Origin of the sequence: Phenylobacterium sp., assembly GCF_004299445.1 — a bacterium.
In the GTDB taxonomy this organism is placed as follows: domain Bacteria; phylum Pseudomonadota; class Alphaproteobacteria; order Caulobacterales; family Caulobacteraceae; genus Phenylobacterium.
In genome coordinates this window covers 57,655-74,892 of sequence record NZ_SCTC01000050.1, presented here as the reverse complement: position 1 = coordinate 74,892, position 17,238 = coordinate 57,655, and the positions used below count along the sequence as shown (strand labels likewise).

The following is a 17,238-nucleotide window of genomic DNA, read 5'->3' as shown; positions in this document are numbered from 1 at the left end:
CGACCGCGATGGGCGCCATCGACGTCTGGGCCCAGCAGCCCAACGCCCTGTTCCAGTCCCAGCCGTGGCTGGCGACGCTCAACCGCTGGACCGGCAAGACCGGCGACGAGCCGCTGGTCACCACAGCCCGCACCCTGGCGGCCATGGACGACGGCGGCGTCGACGTCACGATCCTGTCGGCCTGGTGCGGCCCGCGCGGCTGGCTGATCACCAATGAGGAAGTGGCCGCCGCCTGCGCCGAGGCGCCCGACCGGCTGCGGGGCCTGCTCTCGGTGGACCTGAACGACCCCATGGGCTGCGTGCGCACCATCCGCGAGCAGGCGCAGAACCCGGCGTTCGTCGGCGTACGCGTCGTGCCATGGCTGTGGGACCTGCCGCCGAACGACCGGCGCTACTATCCGGTCTATGTGGCGTGCGTGGAGGCGGGGCTGCCGTTCTGCACCCAGATCGGCCACACCGGCCCGCTGTGCCGCTCGGAACCCGGCCGCCCGATCCCCTACCTGGACGACGTGCTGCTCGATTTCCCGGAACTGAAGGTCGTGGGCGGCCACGTGGGCTATCCCTGGATGGACGAGGTGTTCTCGCTGGCTCGGAAGTACCCCAACTTCTACGTCGACACCTCGGCCTACACGGTGAAGCGCCTGCCGCCGTCGCTCGTCGACTTCATGAAGGGGCAGGGCGCCGGCCGCGTCCTCTTCGGCACCAACTGGCCGATGATCTCGCCCAAGCACGCGCTGGCGGGCCTGGACGACCTGGGCCTCGACGAACGGGCGCGCGGGCTGTTCCTGGAAGGCGCGGCGCGCAAGGTGTTCCGGCTGGCGGCCTAAGCCGCGTCCAGCGCCCGGCTGACGTCGCGGATCAGGTCGTTCGCGCCTTCAAGTCCCACGCTCATCCGCACCCAGCCCTCGGTGAGCCCGATCTCCAGCCGCTCGGCTTCGGGCATCGAGCGGTGGGTGGTGGTGCAGGGGTGGGTGGCCATCGACTTGGCGTCGCCCAGGTTGTTCGAGATGTCGACGATCTGCAGCGCGTCCAGGAAGCGCCAGGCGGCCTCGCGGCTGCCCAGGTCGAAGGCCACGACATTGCCGCCGCCGGTCATCTGATTGGCGATGATCGCGGCCTGCGGGTGGTCGGGGCGGCCGGGGTAGATGGTCTTCAGCGCCTTGGAATGGGCCGCGATCGCGTCGGCGACCTTGCCGCAGTTCTCGGTCTGCTTGCGCACGCGCAGCTCCAGGGTCTCGAGCCCCTTGAGCAGCACCCAGGAATTGAAGGGCGAGAGCGCCGGGCCCGTGTGCCGGTGCATGTCCTTGTACGCCTCGGTCAGCAGGTCGGCGGCGCCCAGGATCGCCCCGCCCAGCACCCGGCCCTGGCCGTCGATGTGCTTGGTGGCCGAATAGACGACGACGTCGGCGCCCAGCGCCAGCGGCTTCTGGAAGATCGGCGTGGCGAACACGTTGTCGACCACCAGCCTGGCGCCGGCCGCGTGGGCGATGTCGGCCACCGCGCCGATGGCGGTGACCTCCAGCAGCGGGTTGGCGGGGCTTTCGACCAGGAAGGCCTTGGTGTTGGGCCGCACCGCGTTCTTCCAGGCGTCGAGGTCGGTGGCGTCGACGTAGGTGGTCTCGACACCGAAGCGCGGCAGAAGCTCCGAGACGATCCAGCGGCACGACCCGAACAGGGCGCGGCCCGCCACCAGGTGGTCGCCCGCGCGCAGCAGGCCCATCAGCGAGAGCTGAATCGCGGACATGCCCGAGGCGGTGGCCTTGCAGGCCTCGGCGCCCTCGATCAGGGCCAGCCGGTCCTCGAACATCTGCGTCGTAGGGTTGCCGAAGCGCTGGTAGATGAAGCCCGGCGCATTGCCGGCGAACCGGGCGTCGGCCGCCGCGGCGCTCTCGTAGGCGAAGCTCTGGTTCAGGAAGAGGGCTTCCGAGATCTCGCCGTGCTCGGTCCGCATGAGGCCGCCGCGCACCGCTCGGGTCTCGATATCCCAATCGCGCGGGTCTTCCGCCATAACGGCCTCCAGCTCAAAACTGCGGGCCTTGAACGCCCTGGCGCCCCGCCGCGTCAAGGTCCGCTTTCGATGCTGCGGCCACTCTCCTCTCCCCCGAGCGGAGCGAGAGAGGGAGAGGGCAGGGAGAGGGTGGCGCTCGACGCGCCGCATCCACGGTGGTTTCTAGACCGACCGCACCGTCACCCAGCCGCCCTCTCCCTACCCTCTCCCTCTCCCTCTCCGTTCCGCTTCGCTTCACGGGCGGAGAGGAGTCTAAGCCTTGCGCGCCCGCCGTTCTGCGCTAAGGCTTCGCCGCCCATGAGCGACTTACATGTCCCGGGCATCCTGCCCTGCCAGTCCATCGAAGCCCTGATCGCCACAGGCGCGATCACGTCGACGACGCCGTTCGACGCCGATCAGGTGCAGCCGGCCAGCCTCGACCTGCGGCTGGCCGGACGCGCGTGGCGGGTGCGGGCCTCGTTCCTGCCGCGCCACGGCAAGGTGCGCGACCGCATCCGCGAAGTGGCGATGCACGAGCTGGACCTCACCAAGGGCGCCGTGCTGGAGCGGGGCTGCGTCTACATCGCCGAGCTGCAGGAGGCCGTGAAGCTGCCCAGGGGCGTGTCGGCGCGCGCCAATCCCAAGAGCTCCACCGGACGCGTCGACGTGTTCGTGCGGGTGATCACCGACTATGGCCACGCGTTCGACGACGTGGACGAGGGCTATGACGGGCCGCTCTACATGGAGATCGCGCCGCAGACCTTCTCGGTGCTGGTGCGGTCCGGCACGCGGCTGAACCAGCTGCGGCTGAAGGCGGGCGTGCCCGAGCGGCTGCGCACCGAGAGCGTCGGCGTCGACCTGACGGGCGAGATCGCCGGGTTCCGCGGCCGCCGCCACGCTGGCGTCGTCGACCTGGATCACGAGGACGGCCACGACCCCCGCGACTTCTGGGAGCCGCTGATCCCGCGGAACGGCCAGCTGCTGCTGGATCCCGGCGAGTTCTACATCCTGGCGTCGAAGGGCGCGGTGGAGATCCCGGTGATGGAGGCGGCCGAGATGACGCCGATCGATCCGTCGGTGGGGGAATTCCGCGTCCACTACGCCGGCTTCTTCGACCCCGGCTTCGGCACCGACGAGGCGCACGGCAAGGGGTCAAAGGGCGTGCTGGAAGTGCGCAGCCACGAGACCCCGTTCATCCTGGAAGACGGCCAGACCGTCGCGCGCCTGGTCTACGAGCCCCTGACCGAGCGGCCCACGCGGCTCTACGGCGAGAGCGGATCCCACTACCAGCGCCAGGGCCTGAAGCTTTCCAAGCACTTCCGCATCTGGGGGGAATAGCATTCCCAAGAAGTCGGGAGGGCAGGCCTTTCGGCCCACCCTCCCGCAGCTGGGAGACTATCGGGCGCCTGACAGCTGGGCCTTTACCTGCAGCCTGCGGCGCTCCAGCGCCTGCAGGGTGCAGCGGTTGGGGCGCGGCTTGCGCCGTTCGTCGCCAAGCCGCTGCTCGAGCAGCCGGTACAGATTGCGAAGCTTGGAAATGGGGTGGTCACGCATGAGCTCCTCCTGAGGGAGGCGCGCCCGGAGTCCGGGGGGCGAGGGGGGAGAGGCGCTGACCGCCGGGCCCCAGGCGCACCTGTGCGGTCCGACATCACGATCAACCCTGATCGTCAGAGGGGCCCGGTCCCGCCAGATAGACATTGGGACTGATCGCCTCCGCCGCCAGGGGCGCCTGCGAAATTTTTCCTGAGACAAGCTGAGGCGACATTTTGTCTAGTGTGCTTGACAGATCCGTTCTGTCATGTTTCCTTGTCACTCAGACAAGGAGACCTTACTCGTGACTCTGGAACAACGTCGCCGCGCCGTATGGGGCGGACTGATCTTGCTGGGGATGATCACCGGCTTCATTGCCTCGGCTCAGCACTTTGCGGGCTTCCGCCTGCCGGCGTGGGGCGCGCTGGCCCTGGTGGTCCTCGTCCTCCCCGCTGCGGGCTACCTCACGCTGCGTTGGTGGCGGCTGTTGGATGAGGTGGCCCAGGAAGCCCACAAGTTCGCCTGGTACTGGGGCGGCTCGGCCGGGATCATGGTCGCCTGCCTGGTGATGATGCTGGTCGAGCGCGAAGTCATCCAGGCGCCTTTGATCATGGGGCCGTCCGCGTCCGACGCGTTCAGCGCCGGCGCTGTGACCGTGCTGATGTCGCAGCTTGCGGGATACCTCGTGGCCTGGGCCGGCTGGTGGTGGAGCCGTCGATGAGCTCGCCGATGAACTCCGCCCTCCTATTGCTGCTCTCCACCGCGCTGGTCGTGAGCTTCTGCGTCGGCGGCCTCGTCCAGTGGGTGCTCGGATGAAGAACCGCCTGAAAGTGCTGCGCGCCGAGCGCGACTGGAGCCAGGGCGACCTCGCCGAGCGCCTGGGCGTCTCGCGCCAGAGCGTCAACGCCCTGGAGACCGGCAAGTACGATCCCAGCCTGCCGCTGGCCTTCAAGATCGCCCGGCTGTTCGGCCTCTCGATCGAAGAGATTTTTCAAGACGAGGCGGTCTAGACCCCTCTCGACGCATTCGGAGCAAACTGTGCTGACCAAGCTTACCCATCGCGCCCGCCGCGCCCTGGCCGCGTGCGCCCTCGCCCTGACCGCGCTGGCGGCGCCGGCCGCCGCCGCGCCCGCCCTCTGGGCGATCAAGGACCACGACTCGACCATCTACATCCTGGGCTCGATCCACATCCTGCGACCCGGAACCGAGTGGCGCTCGCCCAAGATCGACAGGGCGTTCGCCGCCAGCCAGGACCTGGTGCTGGAGGTGGTCGGGGCCGATGACGTGGCCGCCATGCAGGCGATCCTGCCCAAGTACGGCATCGACCTGACCACCAAGCTGTCCACCCGCCTCGAGCCCGTGGACCGCGAGCGCCTGGCCGCCGCAGTCGCGGCCACCGGCACGCCGCCCCAGGCGGTGGAGGTGATGCGCCCCTGGCTGGCCTCGATGAGCCTTTCCACGTTGCCGCTGGTGAAGGCGGGCTTCGACCCCAAGGCGGGCGTCGAACTCAGCCTCACTGCCCAGGCCAAGGCCGCGGGCAAGCCGATCAGCGGCCTGGAGACCCTGGAGCAGCAGATCCGCTTCCTGGCCGACCTGCCGCCTGCCGTCGAGCTGGCGATGCTCAAGGCGACGCTGGAGGACTTCGACAAGTCCGTGCCGATGACCGAGCAGATGCTGGCCGCCTGGCTGGCCGCCGATCAGGAGCGACTGGCCGCCGTGTTCCTGGCTGAGGGCGGCCTCGACGACCCGGCGGTCTATGAGGCCATGCTGGCCCGCCGCAACCGCGACTGGGCCGGACAGCTCAAGGCCAAGCTGGCCGGATCTGGCACCTCGTTCGTCACGGTGGGCGCGGGCCACCTGGTGGGCCCCGACAGCCTGCAGGTCGAACTCGCCAAGCTGGGCGTCACCGCCGAGCGGCAGTAGCCGCTCTAGCGGCGCCCCGCGCAGGCGCCGCGCTGCTCTTCCTTCCAGCGGACGGTGGCGTAATCCTGGCCGTTCCACCGCATCACGGGGAAGCAGAACCCCGGCCCGCCGTTGACGATGTCGGGCCAGCCGCCGACGCCGCGGGTGGGCAGGAACTCGGGGACGCCGCTGGTCTCGTACAGCTTGCGCCAGGCGCCCGAGGCCTCCTTGGTCACCAGCACATAGCCCTGGCCGGTATTGCCGAAGCACTCGAGGCCGGTGTTCCTGATCACTGCGTCGGGCCGCCCGTCGCCGTTCAGGTCGCGAATCTCGATCTCCAGTTCCTGGCGCGGATCGCAGGCAAGGTACTTGCCGCGGGTGGCGGTGAAGCCCGCCGCCCGGAACGCCCCGGCCCGGTCGGCGGGACTGGCCGCTGGCGGGGATGAAGGGGGCGAGATCGGGGACGCCGCCGCAGGGCCCGCGCCGCCGTCGCTTGGGCAGGGCGTCAGCGAGACGTAGCCCTGGCCCGGCTGGAACGTCCACGTCCGCTGGCAGCCGGCCCCATCCAGGGTCCAGTCGCGCCAGCCGTTGGTGCGGGTGTCGAGAAGCTTGAGGCGGCCCCGGCCCGCGCCGACCAGCGCCCATTGGGCCGGCCCCTGCCGCTGGATCACCCAGAACGCCTCGCCCGTCCCGCCGTAGCAGGCGGGATCGACGTCGATGATGATGGCCTCGGGGCGGCCGTCGCCGTTCAGGTCGGCGGCCGCGGGCCGGGGCCGCACCGAGCGGCCGCAGCTGTTGAGAATATCCTCGCCGCGCCGCTGGAACGTGGCGGCGTTCAGCATCGCCTCGCCCTCGCGGGCGCGCTCCCCGGGCGAGATCGGCCGTTGGGCTTGCGGCGGCGGCTGGGCCAGCGCCGAGCCGGCCAGGGCCATCGCGGTCAGCAGCGCCGGCAGTCCGATCCCGCGCGCCAAGGCCTCAGGCCGCGGCGGGCTTGCGGTAGATCGAGTGCTTCGGGACGTCCATCACCCGCCGCATCATCGGCACGAAGGCGTCCAGCGGCATGGAGTCATAGGCCGGGTCGAACGAGTTCTGGTCGTACAGGTGGCAGAACTGGGCCGTGTATTCGAAGTCGGGATGGCCGCGGAACTGCTCGCGCATGTCGCGGTCCAGGCCAAGGTGCTGGAAGAAGTAGTAGCCCTGGAAGATGCCGTGGTGCTCCAGCATCCAGTGGTTCCGCTCCGAGATGTAGGGCTTCAGGATCGCCGCCCCCAACTCGGCGTGGCTGGCCGGCAGCAGGATGTCGCCGATGTCGTGCAGCAGGGCGCAGACCACATATTCCTCGTCCTGGCCCGCCCGGTGCGCCCGCGTGGCGGTCTGCAGCGAATGTTCCAGCCGATCGACCGAGAAGCCGCCGTAGTCGTTGTCCAGGAGCTTCAGGTGGCTGACGATCCGGTCCACGTGCTCGCCCCGGTGGGCCTGGCTGGCCCGGCCGATGGCGGCCCAGTCCTCGGCGGTGCCCTCGGTCATCGCCGTGAACTTCGCCCGGTCCATCGCAGCGTCATCCGCCATCGCAGCCTCCCACTATCGTTGTTCAGGAACGATCGTGCGGCCGGGGGGCGCCGAGGTCAATGTCGGGCCTTGGCTGCGGCAGGCCCCGCCGCTATGAAGGCCCCTCTGCGATGCGGCCGTAGTTCAGAGGTAGAACGTCAGCTTCCCAAGCTGAATGTCGGGGGTTCGATTCCCCCCGGCCGCTCCAACACTTAACCCAAATTGGCTAGGCGAGTTTGCACCCGGTTTGACGGTCCCCGTTCCGGCGGCATTCTCGCGGGCTCGTCAAACCTGATCCGGCGTCGCGACCGACGGAGCGGTTGATGATCCGCCCGGCCTTCTCTTCGCCCTACGCCAACGTCTCGGCCTCTGAGCCCCCGTAAACGCTTCAGGCGCAAAGGCCGCCGGTGTACGCCGGACCCATTCTACATGCGCGGGGCCACGAACGTGCTGAGCACATGGAGTCCGTAGGCGCCGTTGACGTGGTAGTGGTCGGTCTTGCGGGCCTCGGGCGCGTCCCGCTGGAAATCGAGCGCGTGCTCCCGGCCGCTCTGGAAGAACTCGGCGCGGGTGGCGACGAGGTTGGGCTCGAGGACAGCCTCGTCCGGCATGAAGACGTCGTCGAAGAGATAGTTCCTGGCCAGGTCCTGGATGGCTGCGCGCTTCTGGCGAACCGCGGCCATGCCTACGGCGTCGGCCTTGACGTTGGCGCGGGCGAGGAGTGGCGAGCCCACCAGGTAGTGGCGGAGGCCGGGGCGCTGCGCTCTGAGAGCCAGGATCTGGTTGCGAAGGAGGAACTGCTTGTCCAGCGACTCGCCGAGGAGGACCCGGCGCATCCCGCTGGAGATGGGCGCGAAGCCTTCGCCGGCGCGGGCGAAGTCGTAGGGCGACGCGCCGCAGACGTAGAATATGGCGCTGACGTCGCCGAGTTCGATCCGGGCCGAGCCGCCGGTCGCCTGGAACTGCTCGCCCACCGCTCGGCTTGGGCGGCCTTGGGCGAGGTACTTCTCAAGGTACTCGACCTTCGCCTCAGGCGAGAAGTGCTTGAGGATCGTCATGTCGAGGCAGGCGCGGTCGGCGCCCACGATCCGTCCCTCCTCGACCGTCGTGAAAGCGAGGTCGAGGCCGGTGGCGCCGAAGAACGCGATATCGCCGAACAGGGTCCGGTTCTGGTCGTAGGCGACCTTCACCGCGGCGACGTGCGAATTGCCGAGAACCAGCGCCTTAGCCACCGAACGCCTCGAGCAACGCGTCTTCGCACTGGGCTTCGCTGGCGCCGCCGTCGAGGGTGAAGTCGGCCTCGCCGTGCACGTCGGGCGGTGGCGGCGTCAGGCCCGCCGGCTGCGCCGTCTCGACGCCATGCGCCCGGAGGAACGCGGCCATGACCGCCTGAACGCCGGACTCCCTCACGGTGCGGAGGTTGTCGGTGAAGAACTGACCCCGGGCGGCCGGATTGGTGACCATCTCGTACGACGGGAAGTAGTCGATGAAGTCGTGGGCGGCGGCCAGGTCGCCGGCGACGGCGCGCAGTACGCTCTTGGAGTAGGCTGTGGCGCTGATCACGTGCTTGCCGCTGGCCGTGGCGGTGAGCGGCACGGGCGAGACCGTCAGGATGATCTTCAGCGGGCGGCCCTGACGCAGGGCTGATACAAGCCGGATGAAGTCGGTCATCGCCGCGAAGACTTCGCCGTAGGTCAGGTTGTGGAACTCAAAGGCGGCTTGGTCGAAGCGGCCGCCCAGGATGCCGGGCGCGGTGGGAAAGACGGTCCCCGAGGCGCGGTCTCGCCAAGTCTCGGTCAAGCCCAGGGTGAAGACGAAGACATCCATGTTCTGGAAGAGGGCGCGAACGCGGTTCAGGTGGAACGCGCGGTTGACCCGGAGTTCGTCCTCGCTGGCGAAGCCGTCGGGCTCGACGGCGGGGCGCAGGCCGTCGACGAACGCCGCGCCCTTCCGCCAGACGAAGTTCTGCGGACGGAATTCCCCCAAGATCTCGGCGGCGAGCTGGCGAAGCTGGGTTGAGGAATAGATGTTGCCGTAGCGGGCCGAGTAGGTCGCGTAGCCGTAGGCCTGCCGCAGGCCTTCTGGGAGAAACGGAGGCGCCGGTTCAGCGTCCATGACCTGGAACGACCGCGCCTTCAGAAAACGCGCGATATGCTGCGCGAAGCAGCTTCCCGCCGTCGCGATCCGATCCTGCTGGGTAATGCGGAACTTGGGCTCGTAGAGGCCTTCGAGGGATAGCGGAGATTCGGTGACGACACCGGATTTCCAGAAGGCGGATTTCGGGAGACCGTCGTAGGGATTATCGCCAGCCAATTTATAGTTCCGGTTCAGTGTCGGGCGACCTTACGCGCTCGCCGCCAAGACTGCCACCTGCCGCACGGGCGCTGCAAAGAGACGGATCGCTGGCATCGGGCGGCGGTTAGACGAGTCGACCGTATCGACGTGGCCGCCGAAACGGCGATCATCGACACTGGGGCGCGTCAGACGCCAACGACGACAAGCCGCCCGGTTGACAGGCGTCGCCGCCCATCGCCTAAGGACAAACCCGCTTCAACGGACCTTCCCGACTGCTCATGAGCGACCCCAGCGCAGACGCCCCCGCCCCGATCCCCGCCGCCGCGCCACCACCGCCGCGCAAGGCTCTGATTGGTCCGACCTACCGCCAGTTCATCAGCGAGGTGCTGACGAAGAAGGCGGCGCGCAACTACCTCGAGGTCGGCGTCCGCGCCGGCGAGACCGTGGCCGTGGCGCCTTGCCCGACCATCGGTGTCGATCCGAACTTCGTGATCGACCGCAATCCGGTGGGCTCCAAGCGCGTCCTGCACCTCTACCAGATGACCAGCGACGAGTTCTTCCGCGACCATGACCCGCGCGCCATCTTCGGCGGGACCGTGGACGTGGCGTTCCTCGATGGCCTGCACGTCTTCGAGTATCTGCTGCGCGACTTCCTCAACACCGAACGGTTCTGCGACCGCAACTCGCTCATCCTGCTGGACGACTGCCTGCCGGTGAACATTGAGATGACCGAGCGCGAGCACAGGCGTGAGTTGCGCCAGGACAAGGCCATCGCGGGCTGGTGGACGGGCGACGTTTGGAAGGTGGTCAGCGTCCTGCGCGAGCTGCGGCCCGACCTGCGGATCACGCCCGTCGATGTGCGCCCCACGGGCAGTATCATGGTCAGCAACCTCGATCCGAGCTCGACCGTGCTGTACGACCGATACTTCGAGATCCTCGACAAGTACCTGCCCCTCCAGCTGACGCCGGAGCTGTTCGAGGCCTACTGGAAGACCAACCGGCCCATTCAGGCCGACGCCATTACCGGCTACTTCAACCTGTCGCTGTTCGCCCGGCCGTAGCGGCCATACCGGACGCAGCGTCGTGGAAAGCCGCACCTTTGACACGCCGTTCGGGCCCATCGTTCTCGTGGGCGAGGCCGCCGCGTTCGAGGGAACGCGGCCCCTGCTGGTCACCATCGCCGGCGCGTTTGCGATCGCCCGGGGTCCGCTGTTCAACCTGGCGCCCCACATCGGCGACTGCGACGTGGTCTCGGGTCACCTGCCGGGCAACCACTGCCCGACGCTGATCTCGGCGTCGGTGGGGGTGTACGCCTCGGCCTATTCGCACGTGATCGCGAATGCGTTCGCGGGCCGCACGGTGATCGGGTGCGGGGCCTCGATCGGCGGGCTGGTGGCCCTGGGCCTGCGCGCGCCGCAGGTGCGCAACCTGCTGGTCATCGAACCGCCCCTGGTGATGAGCAAGGTGTGGCCGATGTGGCCGACGCTGCGCCACAAGCTGGCCGCCGGCCCCGATGACAAGGCGCAGCGCGACTTCATCGTCAACGTCTTCGGCGTGACCGAGACCGCCGTGGCCGAACGGCGCTACGATGGCCTGCTGGAAGCCCTGCGAAAGCCTGCGCGTGTCCTGGTCGGCGACCGTCCGCTGTTCCCCGAAGCGCCGTTCGAGAAGCTGCCCAGCCTGGTCGACGAACCCGAGCGCGCCCTGATGGCCGCCCACCCGATGATCCGGCTCAGCGTCGCCCCCGGCGCCGGCCATAACGTCCTCCAGGAATCTCAGGCCGTCTTCCTGGCCGCCCTGCGCCAGGCCATCGCGGGATAGCGCCCGGTCTCGGATTGAAGGCTAGGCCTCGAACCGCCTGAACAGCGCGGCGTTGAGTTCGTCGCGGCGGGCCCAGAGATCGCGGTACCAGTTGTGGCGGTCGCGGATCTGGTCCGCGAACATCCGCGCGCCGGCGACGTAGTCCCAGGCGTTGCGCGCCATGACGCGGCTGGCGTCCTCGTCCCGGAGGGCCTGGGCCAGCAGCGGCGCCCAGTCGGCCACGGTCTCGGCGATCAGGCCGTTGCGGCCGTGGCGCATCACGCCGGAATAGATCGTGGGCGAGGCGATGGTCAGGACGCCACGGGCGGCGCCGTCGAGGTACTTGGCGTCGCTCTTGGTCTCCTGATGCTCGCTGCCCTCGATGGGCGATAGCGACACCGCGCAGGTTCCCATCAGCTGCAGGTATTCGTCGTACGGCATGTAGCCGCGCAGCTGCTTGCGCTGGGTGGGCAGGGCGTCGAACACCGCCTGGTCGCCCACGACGATGAACTCCACGTCGGGGAACTCCTCGATCACCGGCCCCAGGGTGGCGGCCACGCCCGCCGCGAACGGGCCGCGGGACACCGCGCCATAGAACACCCGCCGCGGCAGGCGTTCCGGGAACCGCTCCAGCCGGAACACCGCGTTGGGCAGCATCCGGACCTCGGGATTGTGCTGGCCGAACAGCTTCAGCAGCGGTGGGGTCGAGGTCTGCACGGCGTGGACGTGGGAGAAGCGAAGCCAGTCGTCGGGGCCCAGGGTGCGGTTGCGCACGCGGGCCACCAGCTCGGGATGGTCGTCGTATTCCAGCACGACGATCCAGCCGGCCCTGGCCCGGGCGGCGATGGCGTCGCGCCAGGCCTTGGGCTCCATGGCCGCGGGCCTCTGCAACACAGAGATCTTGGGTTCGTCCACCGGCAAAGCCGGCATCGGCGCCGGCACCTTCTCGTGGGTGACGATCATATCGGCCTCGGTCCGCATCGCTTCGGCAGGAAGTCGCGTGCGGATGTCCATCAGGGTCGGCGCGAAGGTGATGAGGCGCAGGTGCAGAGGCGGGCGGCCCCCCGCGCGGACCCCGACGACCACAAGCGTCTCGATGCTGGCTTCGGCGGGCAGGGCGCCGGCGCGCCAGGCGGGCGCCAGGTTGGTCGCGCGATCGTCGAAGTAGCCGCGTTGGGCGTCGGACGGCTGCAGCTCGACAATTTCGAAGCCCTGGTCGGCAAGCGCCTTGAGCCGTCGATCCAGCGCGTCGGCGCCGGCTGGCGGCACGGCGGCCACCACGGTGTCGCAGGCGGCCAGCAGGGCGTCAGCGTCCGGGTGGCTGAGCAGCCGGTCGATGTCGTCCGCGGCCATAACCTCGACCGCCGAACGGTCGGCCGGATCGCTGGCCAGCTCGGTCTTGGGGTTGCGTGCGAGGTGGGCGGCGCCGAACGGCGCGGGGTCGTCGGCAAGGTAGCGCAACCGCGTGGCCGCGATCGGCGTTCGCGTCAGCACCGCCGTTTCCCGTCCGTCCAGGGCCCTCAGCGGGGCCGCGTCTGCGCCGTGCATCGACACCTCCGATCCGAGGGCCTGCCTAGCCGGTTCGCGAGAACAGGGGAACCGCCCGGGTCGACGGGGCGGCGCCTGGGGCTCTAAGAGAGCGGGGATGAGTAACGTCGCCACGTCCGGGACCGCGCCGCGCGGCCGCTTGGCCATCCTGCACCCTCCGGGGCGCATGGGGCTGGGGACCAACCCGTTCGGCAAGGACGTCGCGAACCTGCAGCTCTGGCAGGCGCTGGCCCGGCATGGCGGCTACGAGCGCCTCGACGTCCTGAGCGTCCAGCCGGCCGAGCTCGCCGAGCTGAGGGCCGCGCTGTTCGAGAACCGCGCGCCGTCGACCGAGATCGCGACCGCGCCGCTCGCCCAGAGCCGCGCGCCTGAGGAAGCGGGCGTGCTGCTGCGCGGGCAGCCCGAGCTGTACGACCTGGCCTGGATGCGCCGTCGACTCGTGTCGGATCGCGCCTACAGCCTGGTCGGACTGATCCACACCCTTGGGCCGCCTGCGATGCGCCAGATCATCGCCATGACGGCGGCCGGGCCCATGCATCCCTGGGACGCGCTGATCTGCACCTCGCCCAGCGTACGCGACAACCTCAGCGCCATGTTCGCCGGCTGGGGCGAGCATCTGGCCGAGCGGACCGGCGGGCGGCCACCGCCACAGCCGGCGCTGCCGGTCATCCCGCTGGGCGTGGACGCGCCCGCCTTCGCCGCGCTGGCGGACCGACCGGACGCGCGGGCCCGCGCGCGCGCGCAGTTAGCGCTGTCGCCCGACGACATCCTGGTCCTGTGGGTGGGGCGGCTGTCGTACTACGAGAAGGCCTTTCCACAGCCCATGTTCCAGGCCGTGGAACAGGCCCGCGCTCGCACCGGGGCCAAGGTGGTGTTCGCCATGGCCGGCTGGTTCCCCGCCGAGCCGGACCGCGGCCACTACCAGGCGGCCGCCCGCGCGCATGCGCCCGGTGTCGATGTGCGCTTTCTCGACGGCAACGACCGGGCTCTGCTGGGCGACCTCTGGGCCGGTGCTGACATCTTCCTGACGCTGGTCGACAACATCCAGGAGACCTTCGGCATCACCCCGCTGGAGGCCATGGCGGCCGGGCTGCCGGTGGTGGCCAGCGACTGGGACGGCTATCGCTCGACCGTGCGCCACGGAACCGAGGGCTTCCTGATCCCGACCCTGCTGGGCCCCGCCGGCGGCGGCCTGGGCGCCCGGATGGTCGAGCGGCACACCATCGAGGCCCAGACGTACCAGGCCTACGTCGGCGGCGTGGCCCAGCATACAGCGGTTCACATAGGCAAGGCGGCCGACGCCCTGGCCCAGCTGATCGCCTCGCCCGATCTGCGCCGGACGATGGGCGCGGCCGGCCGCAGGCGGGTGGCCGAGGCGTTCGACTGGCCTGTCGTCGCGCGCCAGATCCACGACCTGACCGACGAGCTGGCGCAGGTGCGGGCGGCATCCGCCGATCCCGTTCCGCGTCCGCCGTCCGATCCGGTGAAGGGCGATCCGTTCCGTGACTTCGCCGGCTTCGCCACCACGACGCTGACTCTCGAAACGAGGCTCTCGCCCGCGCCCGGCGTCACTCGCGAGGCGGTGCTGGCGGAGGGTTCGATTCCGCTGGACATGGCCTTCCCGGCATTCCGGGCGCCGCCCGAGCTTTGCGCCCGGGCGTTCGACATCGTCGCGGCCCAGCCGGGGACAGCCGTGCGCGACGTGCTGCTCGCCTTTGAGCCGCCCCAGCGCCGCGCCGTCGAGCTGGGGATCGCGTGGATGGCCAAGTACGGGCTGGTCGACTGGCTGGCGTAGGACCAGGCTAGCCGGCCAGCAGTTCATCCAGGCGGCGGATGTCCATGACCTCGGAGGCGACGCCGCCTTCCAGCTTCATGACCTTGTTGCAGTAGAGCTTGAGCAGGGGGGCTTCGTGCGTGGCCAGCACCAGGATCCCCGCCCGCTCGACCAGCTTCAGCAGCCGCTTGTGGGCCAGCTTCTGGAACTCGGCGTCGCCCACGGCGATCCACTCGTCCATCAGCAGGACGTCGGCCTCGAGCGCCGTGGCCGCGGCGAAGGCGAGCCGCCCCTGCATGCCCGCCGAGTAGGTCTTCACCGGCATGGAGAGGAATGGGCCCAGGCCGGTGAACTCGGCGATCTCGTCCATCCGCTCGTCGATCTCGCGGGTCGACAGGCCGGCGATGCGGCCCCGCAGGCGGATGTTCTCGTAGCCCGTGGCGGTCGAATCGATCCCCAGCGACAGGTCCAAGAGGGCCGCGATCCGGCCGTGGACATCGATGGTGCCCTCGTCCGGCTCGTAGGCGCCCGACAGCGCCCGCAGCAGCGTGGTCTTGCCCGAGCCGTTGTGGCCGATCAGCCCCAGCCGGTCGCCGGCCTTGAGCTGCAGGTTCACATTGGCCAGCGCGGTCACATCGGTGACGCCGGCGTGGCGGCCCAGCGCGCCGCCGACGCTGACCGCCCGGGCCAGCGCCTTCTTCAGCGACTTGGCGTCCGCCCCATAGACCGGGAAGCGGATCGTCAGGTCCGAGACGGTGATCGATGCTTTCGTCATAGGTAGTGGACGATCCGGCGGCGGGTGCGGGCGAAGACGAGGAAGGTGACCAGCCAGCCGACCACCGCCATCGTCACCAGCACCACGTACGAGTGACCCGACACGGTCTGGCCAAGCAAGGGCGCCCGGACCGACTGGAGCAGGTGGTAGAACGGGTTGAAGTCGAGGAACACCTGGTGCTTTCCGAAGCGGTCGGGCAGCCAGAACACCGGGGTCATGAAGATCGCGAACTGCATGACCGAGATCACGATCTGCGGGATGTCGCGGAAGCGGGCCGAGGCGATCCCCGCCAGCAGCGACGCCCAGCTGGCGTTCAGCAGCATCAGGAAGATGCCCAGCAGCGCCAGCGGCACGTTCGCCACCTTCCACTGGCCGTAGAAGGCCAGCATGCCCACCACGATCACCAGGTGGTGCGCCAGGTTGATCAGGTTCCGGAACACCACCCGCCACACGAAGGTGAACATCGGCAGCGACGTCTGGGACAGCATGCTGGCGGCGTGCACGAAGGTGTCGCAACCCTCGTTGATGATGCCGGTCATCACGCCGAAGAACACGATGCCGAGCGCCACGTAGGGCAGGAACTGGTCCAGGGCCAGGTTGAAGAGGCTGGCGTAGAGGAAACCGATCCCCAGCACCATCAGCCCCATCGAAAGGGTGATCCAGAACGGGCCCAGCACCGAACCCCGATAGCGCGAACCCACGTCGTGGGTGGCCAGCGACCACGCCAGTCCGATCCTCGCGAACGAGTTCTGCAGGTCCCTCAGCGCCATCTGCAACTGGAACAGCGCGCCGCGCCGACCGGTCCGCAGCATGTGGGTGGCGGAGTCCATGGCCTCTCCCGACAGAAGGCGTGCGAGGTAACAGCCGGGGTACCCTGGCGCAAGGACGGCGCCCGATGGCATTTCATGGAGACGGCGTGCAGGGCGGCGCTTTGCCACGGCGCAGGCTTCCGTGTTAGCCGGACGCGTGTCCCGCAACGCGCCCCCGCCCGTCGTCGATCGCGCCGCCCCGGCGCTCCCGATGCCGTCGCTGGAAGGCGCCGGCGTCTGGCTGGTCGTGCCCTGCTACAAGGTCAAGGCGCACATCCTGCGGGTGATCGCCAAGACGCCGGCGTGGTTCGAGGGGATCGTCTGCGTCGACGACGCCTGTCCCGAGGGCTCGGGCGACTTCATCGAGGCCGAGAACAAGGACCCCCGGGTCGTGGTCGTCCGGCTGGCCAGGAACCAGGGCGTCGGCGGCGCCACGATGGCCGGCTACGCCGAGGCCGTGAAGCGCGGCGCCCGCGTGATGGTCAAGGTCGATGGCGACGATCAGATGGACCTGAGCCATGCCGCCCATCTGGTGGCGCCGATCCTGTTGGGCGAGGCCGACTACGCCAAGGGCAACCGCTTCACCTCGATCAGCCACCTGACCACCATGCCGACCGTGCGGGTGCTCGGGAACGCGATGCTCAGCTTCGCGGCCAAGCTGTCGACCGGCTACTGGAACATCTTCGACCCCACCAACGGCTACACCGCCATGGAGGCTACGGTCGGGCGGCTGGTGATGGAGAAGCGGGTCTCGCGCCGGTTCTTCTTCGAGACCGATCTCCTCTACCACCTGGGCACGCTGCGGGCCGTGGTGCGCGACGTGCCCATGCCGGCCCGCTATGCCGACGAGGTCTCGAACATCCGCATCGGCCAGATCGTCGGCCCCTTCGCGCTGAAGCACATGCGCAACTTCGCTCAGCGGGTGGTCGGCCAGTACTTCGTCCGCGACTTCAACGCCGCCAGCCTGGAGCTGGTTTTCGGCCTGTTCTCGCTGCTGTTCGGCGTCGGCTATGCGCTGAGCTATCTGGCCAACCGCGTGCCGGGCCAGGCGGCCTCGGCCGGCGTGGTCATGCTGGCGGCGCTGCCGGTGATCCTGGGCGCCCAGTTCCTGCTGCAGGCCATGAACTTCGACGTGCTGAACGTCCCCAATCGCCCGATCCACCCCTATCTGCGGGCGATCCAGGAGATGGCGTCCCGCGCCGACGCCTGACCCGGCGCGCTTGACCACTTGGGCGGGCGCGGGTGTATCCACAACGCAATGCTCTTCTCG

18 protein-coding genes and 1 tRNA gene are annotated in these 17,238 nt (G+C 69.3%); 10 read left to right on the top strand and 9 right to left on the bottom strand.

The features are described 5' to 3' along the window. The first annotated feature begins 8 nt into the window (after window positions 1-8). On the top strand, window positions 9-827 hold the full coding sequence (locus EPN98_RS13480) for an amidohydrolase family protein (protein WP_293363290.1): 819 nt from the start codon (window positions 9-11) through the stop codon (window positions 825-827). On the opposite strand, the gene metZ is transcribed toward EPN98_RS13480, so the two are convergent. Beyond that, window positions 824-2,008, bottom strand: coding sequence for an O-succinylhomoserine sulfhydrylase (gene metZ, locus EPN98_RS13475; RefSeq protein ID WP_293363289.1), 1,185 nt, complete (start codon window positions 2,006-2,008; stop codon window positions 824-826). The genes EPN98_RS13480 and metZ overlap by 4 nt on opposite strands. 297 nt (window positions 2,009-2,305) lie before the next feature. Between metZ and EPN98_RS13470 the strand changes: the two genes are divergently transcribed. Beyond that, window positions 2,306-3,325, top strand: a complete 1,020-nt coding sequence (locus EPN98_RS13470) for a 2'-deoxycytidine 5'-triphosphate deaminase (RefSeq protein ID WP_293363287.1) — start codon at window positions 2,306-2,308, stop codon at window positions 3,323-3,325. A 57-nt stretch (window positions 3,326-3,382) separates the two neighbouring features. Here EPN98_RS13470 and EPN98_RS13465 read toward each other — a convergent pair whose 3' ends face one another. Beyond that, window positions 3,383-3,541, bottom strand: a complete 159-nt coding sequence (locus tag EPN98_RS13465; RefSeq protein ID WP_293363285.1) for a hypothetical protein — start codon at window positions 3,539-3,541, stop codon at window positions 3,383-3,385. A 280-nt stretch (window positions 3,542-3,821) separates the two neighbouring features. Here EPN98_RS13465 and EPN98_RS13460 point away from each other — a divergent pair, with 280 nt between their 5' ends. The 3 genes from EPN98_RS13460 (at window position 3,822) to EPN98_RS13450 (ending at window position 5,440) form a co-directional block, all read left to right on the top strand. After that, the gene (locus EPN98_RS13460) at window positions 3,822-4,238 is read left to right on the top strand and encodes a hypothetical protein (RefSeq protein WP_293363284.1); all 417 of its coding nucleotides are present in this window, start codon (window positions 3,822-3,824) and stop codon (window positions 4,236-4,238) included. A 91-nt stretch (window positions 4,239-4,329) separates the two neighbouring features. Then, window positions 4,330-4,527: a helix-turn-helix transcriptional regulator gene (locus EPN98_RS13455; RefSeq protein ID WP_293363282.1), complete on the top strand. Its 198-nt coding sequence runs from the start codon at window positions 4,330-4,332 to the stop codon at window positions 4,525-4,527. A gap of 28 nt (window positions 4,528-4,555) precedes the next feature. After that, complete coding sequence (locus EPN98_RS13450; RefSeq protein ID WP_293363281.1) at window positions 4,556-5,440, top strand: TraB/GumN family protein; 885 nt, start codon at window positions 4,556-4,558, stop codon at window positions 5,438-5,440. A gap of 5 nt (window positions 5,441-5,445) precedes the next feature. On the opposite strand, the gene EPN98_RS13445 is transcribed toward EPN98_RS13450, so the two are convergent. Then, window positions 5,446-6,390: a hypothetical protein gene (locus EPN98_RS13445; RefSeq protein ID WP_293363280.1), complete on the bottom strand. Its 945-nt coding sequence runs from the start codon at window positions 6,388-6,390 to the stop codon at window positions 5,446-5,448. 4 nt (window positions 6,391-6,394) lie between these two features. Beyond that, window positions 6,395-6,988 (bottom strand): HD domain-containing protein, encoded by a 594-nt coding sequence (locus EPN98_RS13440; protein ID WP_293363279.1) that lies wholly within the window; start codon window positions 6,986-6,988, stop codon window positions 6,395-6,397. Window positions 6,989-7,100: 112 nt separating this feature from the next. On the opposite strand from EPN98_RS13440, the gene EPN98_RS13435 reads away from it, so the two are divergent. Beyond that, window positions 7,101-7,175 (top strand) — tRNA-Gly (locus EPN98_RS13435). A 217-nt stretch (window positions 7,176-7,392) separates the two neighbouring features. Here the strand turns inward: EPN98_RS13435 and EPN98_RS13430 are convergent. After that, window positions 7,393-8,199, bottom strand: coding sequence for a hypothetical protein (locus tag EPN98_RS13430; protein WP_293363278.1), 807 nt, complete (start codon window positions 8,197-8,199; stop codon window positions 7,393-7,395). Further along, window positions 8,192-9,280 carry a GSCFA domain-containing protein gene (locus EPN98_RS13425; protein WP_293363277.1) on the bottom strand — a complete coding sequence of 363 codons (1,089 nt, stop codon included), beginning with the start codon at window positions 9,278-9,280 and terminating at the stop codon, window positions 8,192-8,194. The genes EPN98_RS13430 and EPN98_RS13425 overlap by 8 nt, the downstream gene beginning before the upstream one ends. Window positions 9,281-9,540: 260 nt before the next feature. Here EPN98_RS13425 and EPN98_RS13420 point away from each other — a divergent pair, with 260 nt between their 5' ends. Next, complete coding sequence (locus EPN98_RS13420; RefSeq protein WP_293363276.1) at window positions 9,541-10,323, top strand: class I SAM-dependent methyltransferase; 783 nt, start codon at window positions 9,541-9,543, stop codon at window positions 10,321-10,323. Between the two features lie 22 nt (window positions 10,324-10,345). Beyond that, window positions 10,346-11,083 (top strand): alpha/beta hydrolase, encoded by a 738-nt coding sequence (locus EPN98_RS13415; protein WP_293363275.1) that lies wholly within the window; start codon window positions 10,346-10,348, stop codon window positions 11,081-11,083. A 21-nt stretch (window positions 11,084-11,104) separates the two neighbouring features. Here EPN98_RS13415 and EPN98_RS13410 read toward each other — a convergent pair whose 3' ends face one another. Then, a complete protein-coding gene (locus EPN98_RS13410) occupies window positions 11,105-12,610 on the bottom strand; it encodes a hypothetical protein (protein ID WP_293363274.1) in 1,506 nt (501 codons plus the stop codon). Window positions 12,611-12,707: 97 nt separating this feature from the next. Between EPN98_RS13410 and EPN98_RS13405 the strand changes: the two genes are divergently transcribed. Further along, window positions 12,708-14,405: a glycosyltransferase family 4 protein gene (locus tag EPN98_RS13405; protein ID WP_293363273.1), complete on the top strand. Its 1,698-nt coding sequence runs from the start codon at window positions 12,708-12,710 to the stop codon at window positions 14,403-14,405. A gap of 7 nt (window positions 14,406-14,412) precedes the next feature. Here the strand turns inward: EPN98_RS13405 and EPN98_RS13400 are convergent, their stop codons facing one another. After that, on the bottom strand, window positions 14,413-15,159 hold the full coding sequence (locus EPN98_RS13400) for an ATP-binding cassette domain-containing protein (protein ID WP_293363271.1): 747 nt from the start codon (window positions 15,157-15,159) through the stop codon (window positions 14,413-14,415). Beyond that, a complete protein-coding gene (locus tag EPN98_RS13395; protein WP_293363270.1) occupies window positions 15,156-15,989 on the bottom strand; it encodes an ABC transporter permease in 834 nt (277 codons plus the stop codon). The genes EPN98_RS13400 and EPN98_RS13395 overlap by 4 nt, the downstream gene beginning before the upstream one ends. Window positions 15,990-16,125: 136 nt before the next feature. Between EPN98_RS13395 and EPN98_RS13390 the strand changes: the two genes are divergently transcribed. Next, on the top strand, window positions 16,126-17,178 hold the full coding sequence (locus EPN98_RS13390; RefSeq protein ID WP_293363269.1) for a glycosyltransferase family 2 protein: 1,053 nt from the start codon (window positions 16,126-16,128) through the stop codon (window positions 17,176-17,178). The last annotated feature ends 60 nt before the right edge of the window (window positions 17,179-17,238 follow it).

Excerpts from the sequence above, each read along its gene's own strand:
- EPN98_RS13480 (WP_293363290.1), top strand. The coding sequence starts at position 9 with ATGGGCGCCATCGACGTCTGGGCCCAGCAGCCCAACGCCCTGTTCCAG.
- metZ (WP_293363289.1), bottom strand. The coding sequence starts at position 2,008 with ATGGCGGAAGACCCGCGCGATTGGGATATCGAGACCCGAGCGGTGCGC.
- EPN98_RS13470 (WP_293363287.1), top strand. The coding sequence starts at position 2,306 with ATGAGCGACTTACATGTCCCGGGCATCCTGCCCTGCCAGTCCATCGAA.
- EPN98_RS13465 (WP_293363285.1), bottom strand. The coding sequence starts at position 3,541 with ATGCGTGACCACCCCATTTCCAAGCTTCGCAATCTGTACCGGCTGCTC.
- EPN98_RS13455 (WP_293363282.1), top strand. The coding sequence starts at position 4,330 with ATGAAGAACCGCCTGAAAGTGCTGCGCGCCGAGCGCGACTGGAGCCAG.
- EPN98_RS13440 (WP_293363279.1), bottom strand. The coding sequence starts at position 6,988 with ATGGCGGATGACGCTGCGATGGACCGGGCGAAGTTCACGGCGATGACC.
- EPN98_RS13420 (WP_293363276.1), top strand. The coding sequence starts at position 9,541 with ATGAGCGACCCCAGCGCAGACGCCCCCGCCCCGATCCCCGCCGCCGCG.
- EPN98_RS13410 (WP_293363274.1), bottom strand. The coding sequence starts at position 12,610 with ATGCACGGCGCAGACGCGGCCCCGCTGAGGGCCCTGGACGGACGGGAA.
- EPN98_RS13405 (WP_293363273.1), top strand. The coding sequence starts at position 12,708 with ATGAGTAACGTCGCCACGTCCGGGACCGCGCCGCGCGGCCGCTTGGCC.
- EPN98_RS13400 (WP_293363271.1), bottom strand. The coding sequence starts at position 15,159 with ATGACGAAAGCATCGATCACCGTCTCGGACCTGACGATCCGCTTCCCG.
- EPN98_RS13395 (WP_293363270.1), bottom strand. The coding sequence starts at position 15,989 with ATGGACTCCGCCACCCACATGCTGCGGACCGGTCGGCGCGGCGCGCTG.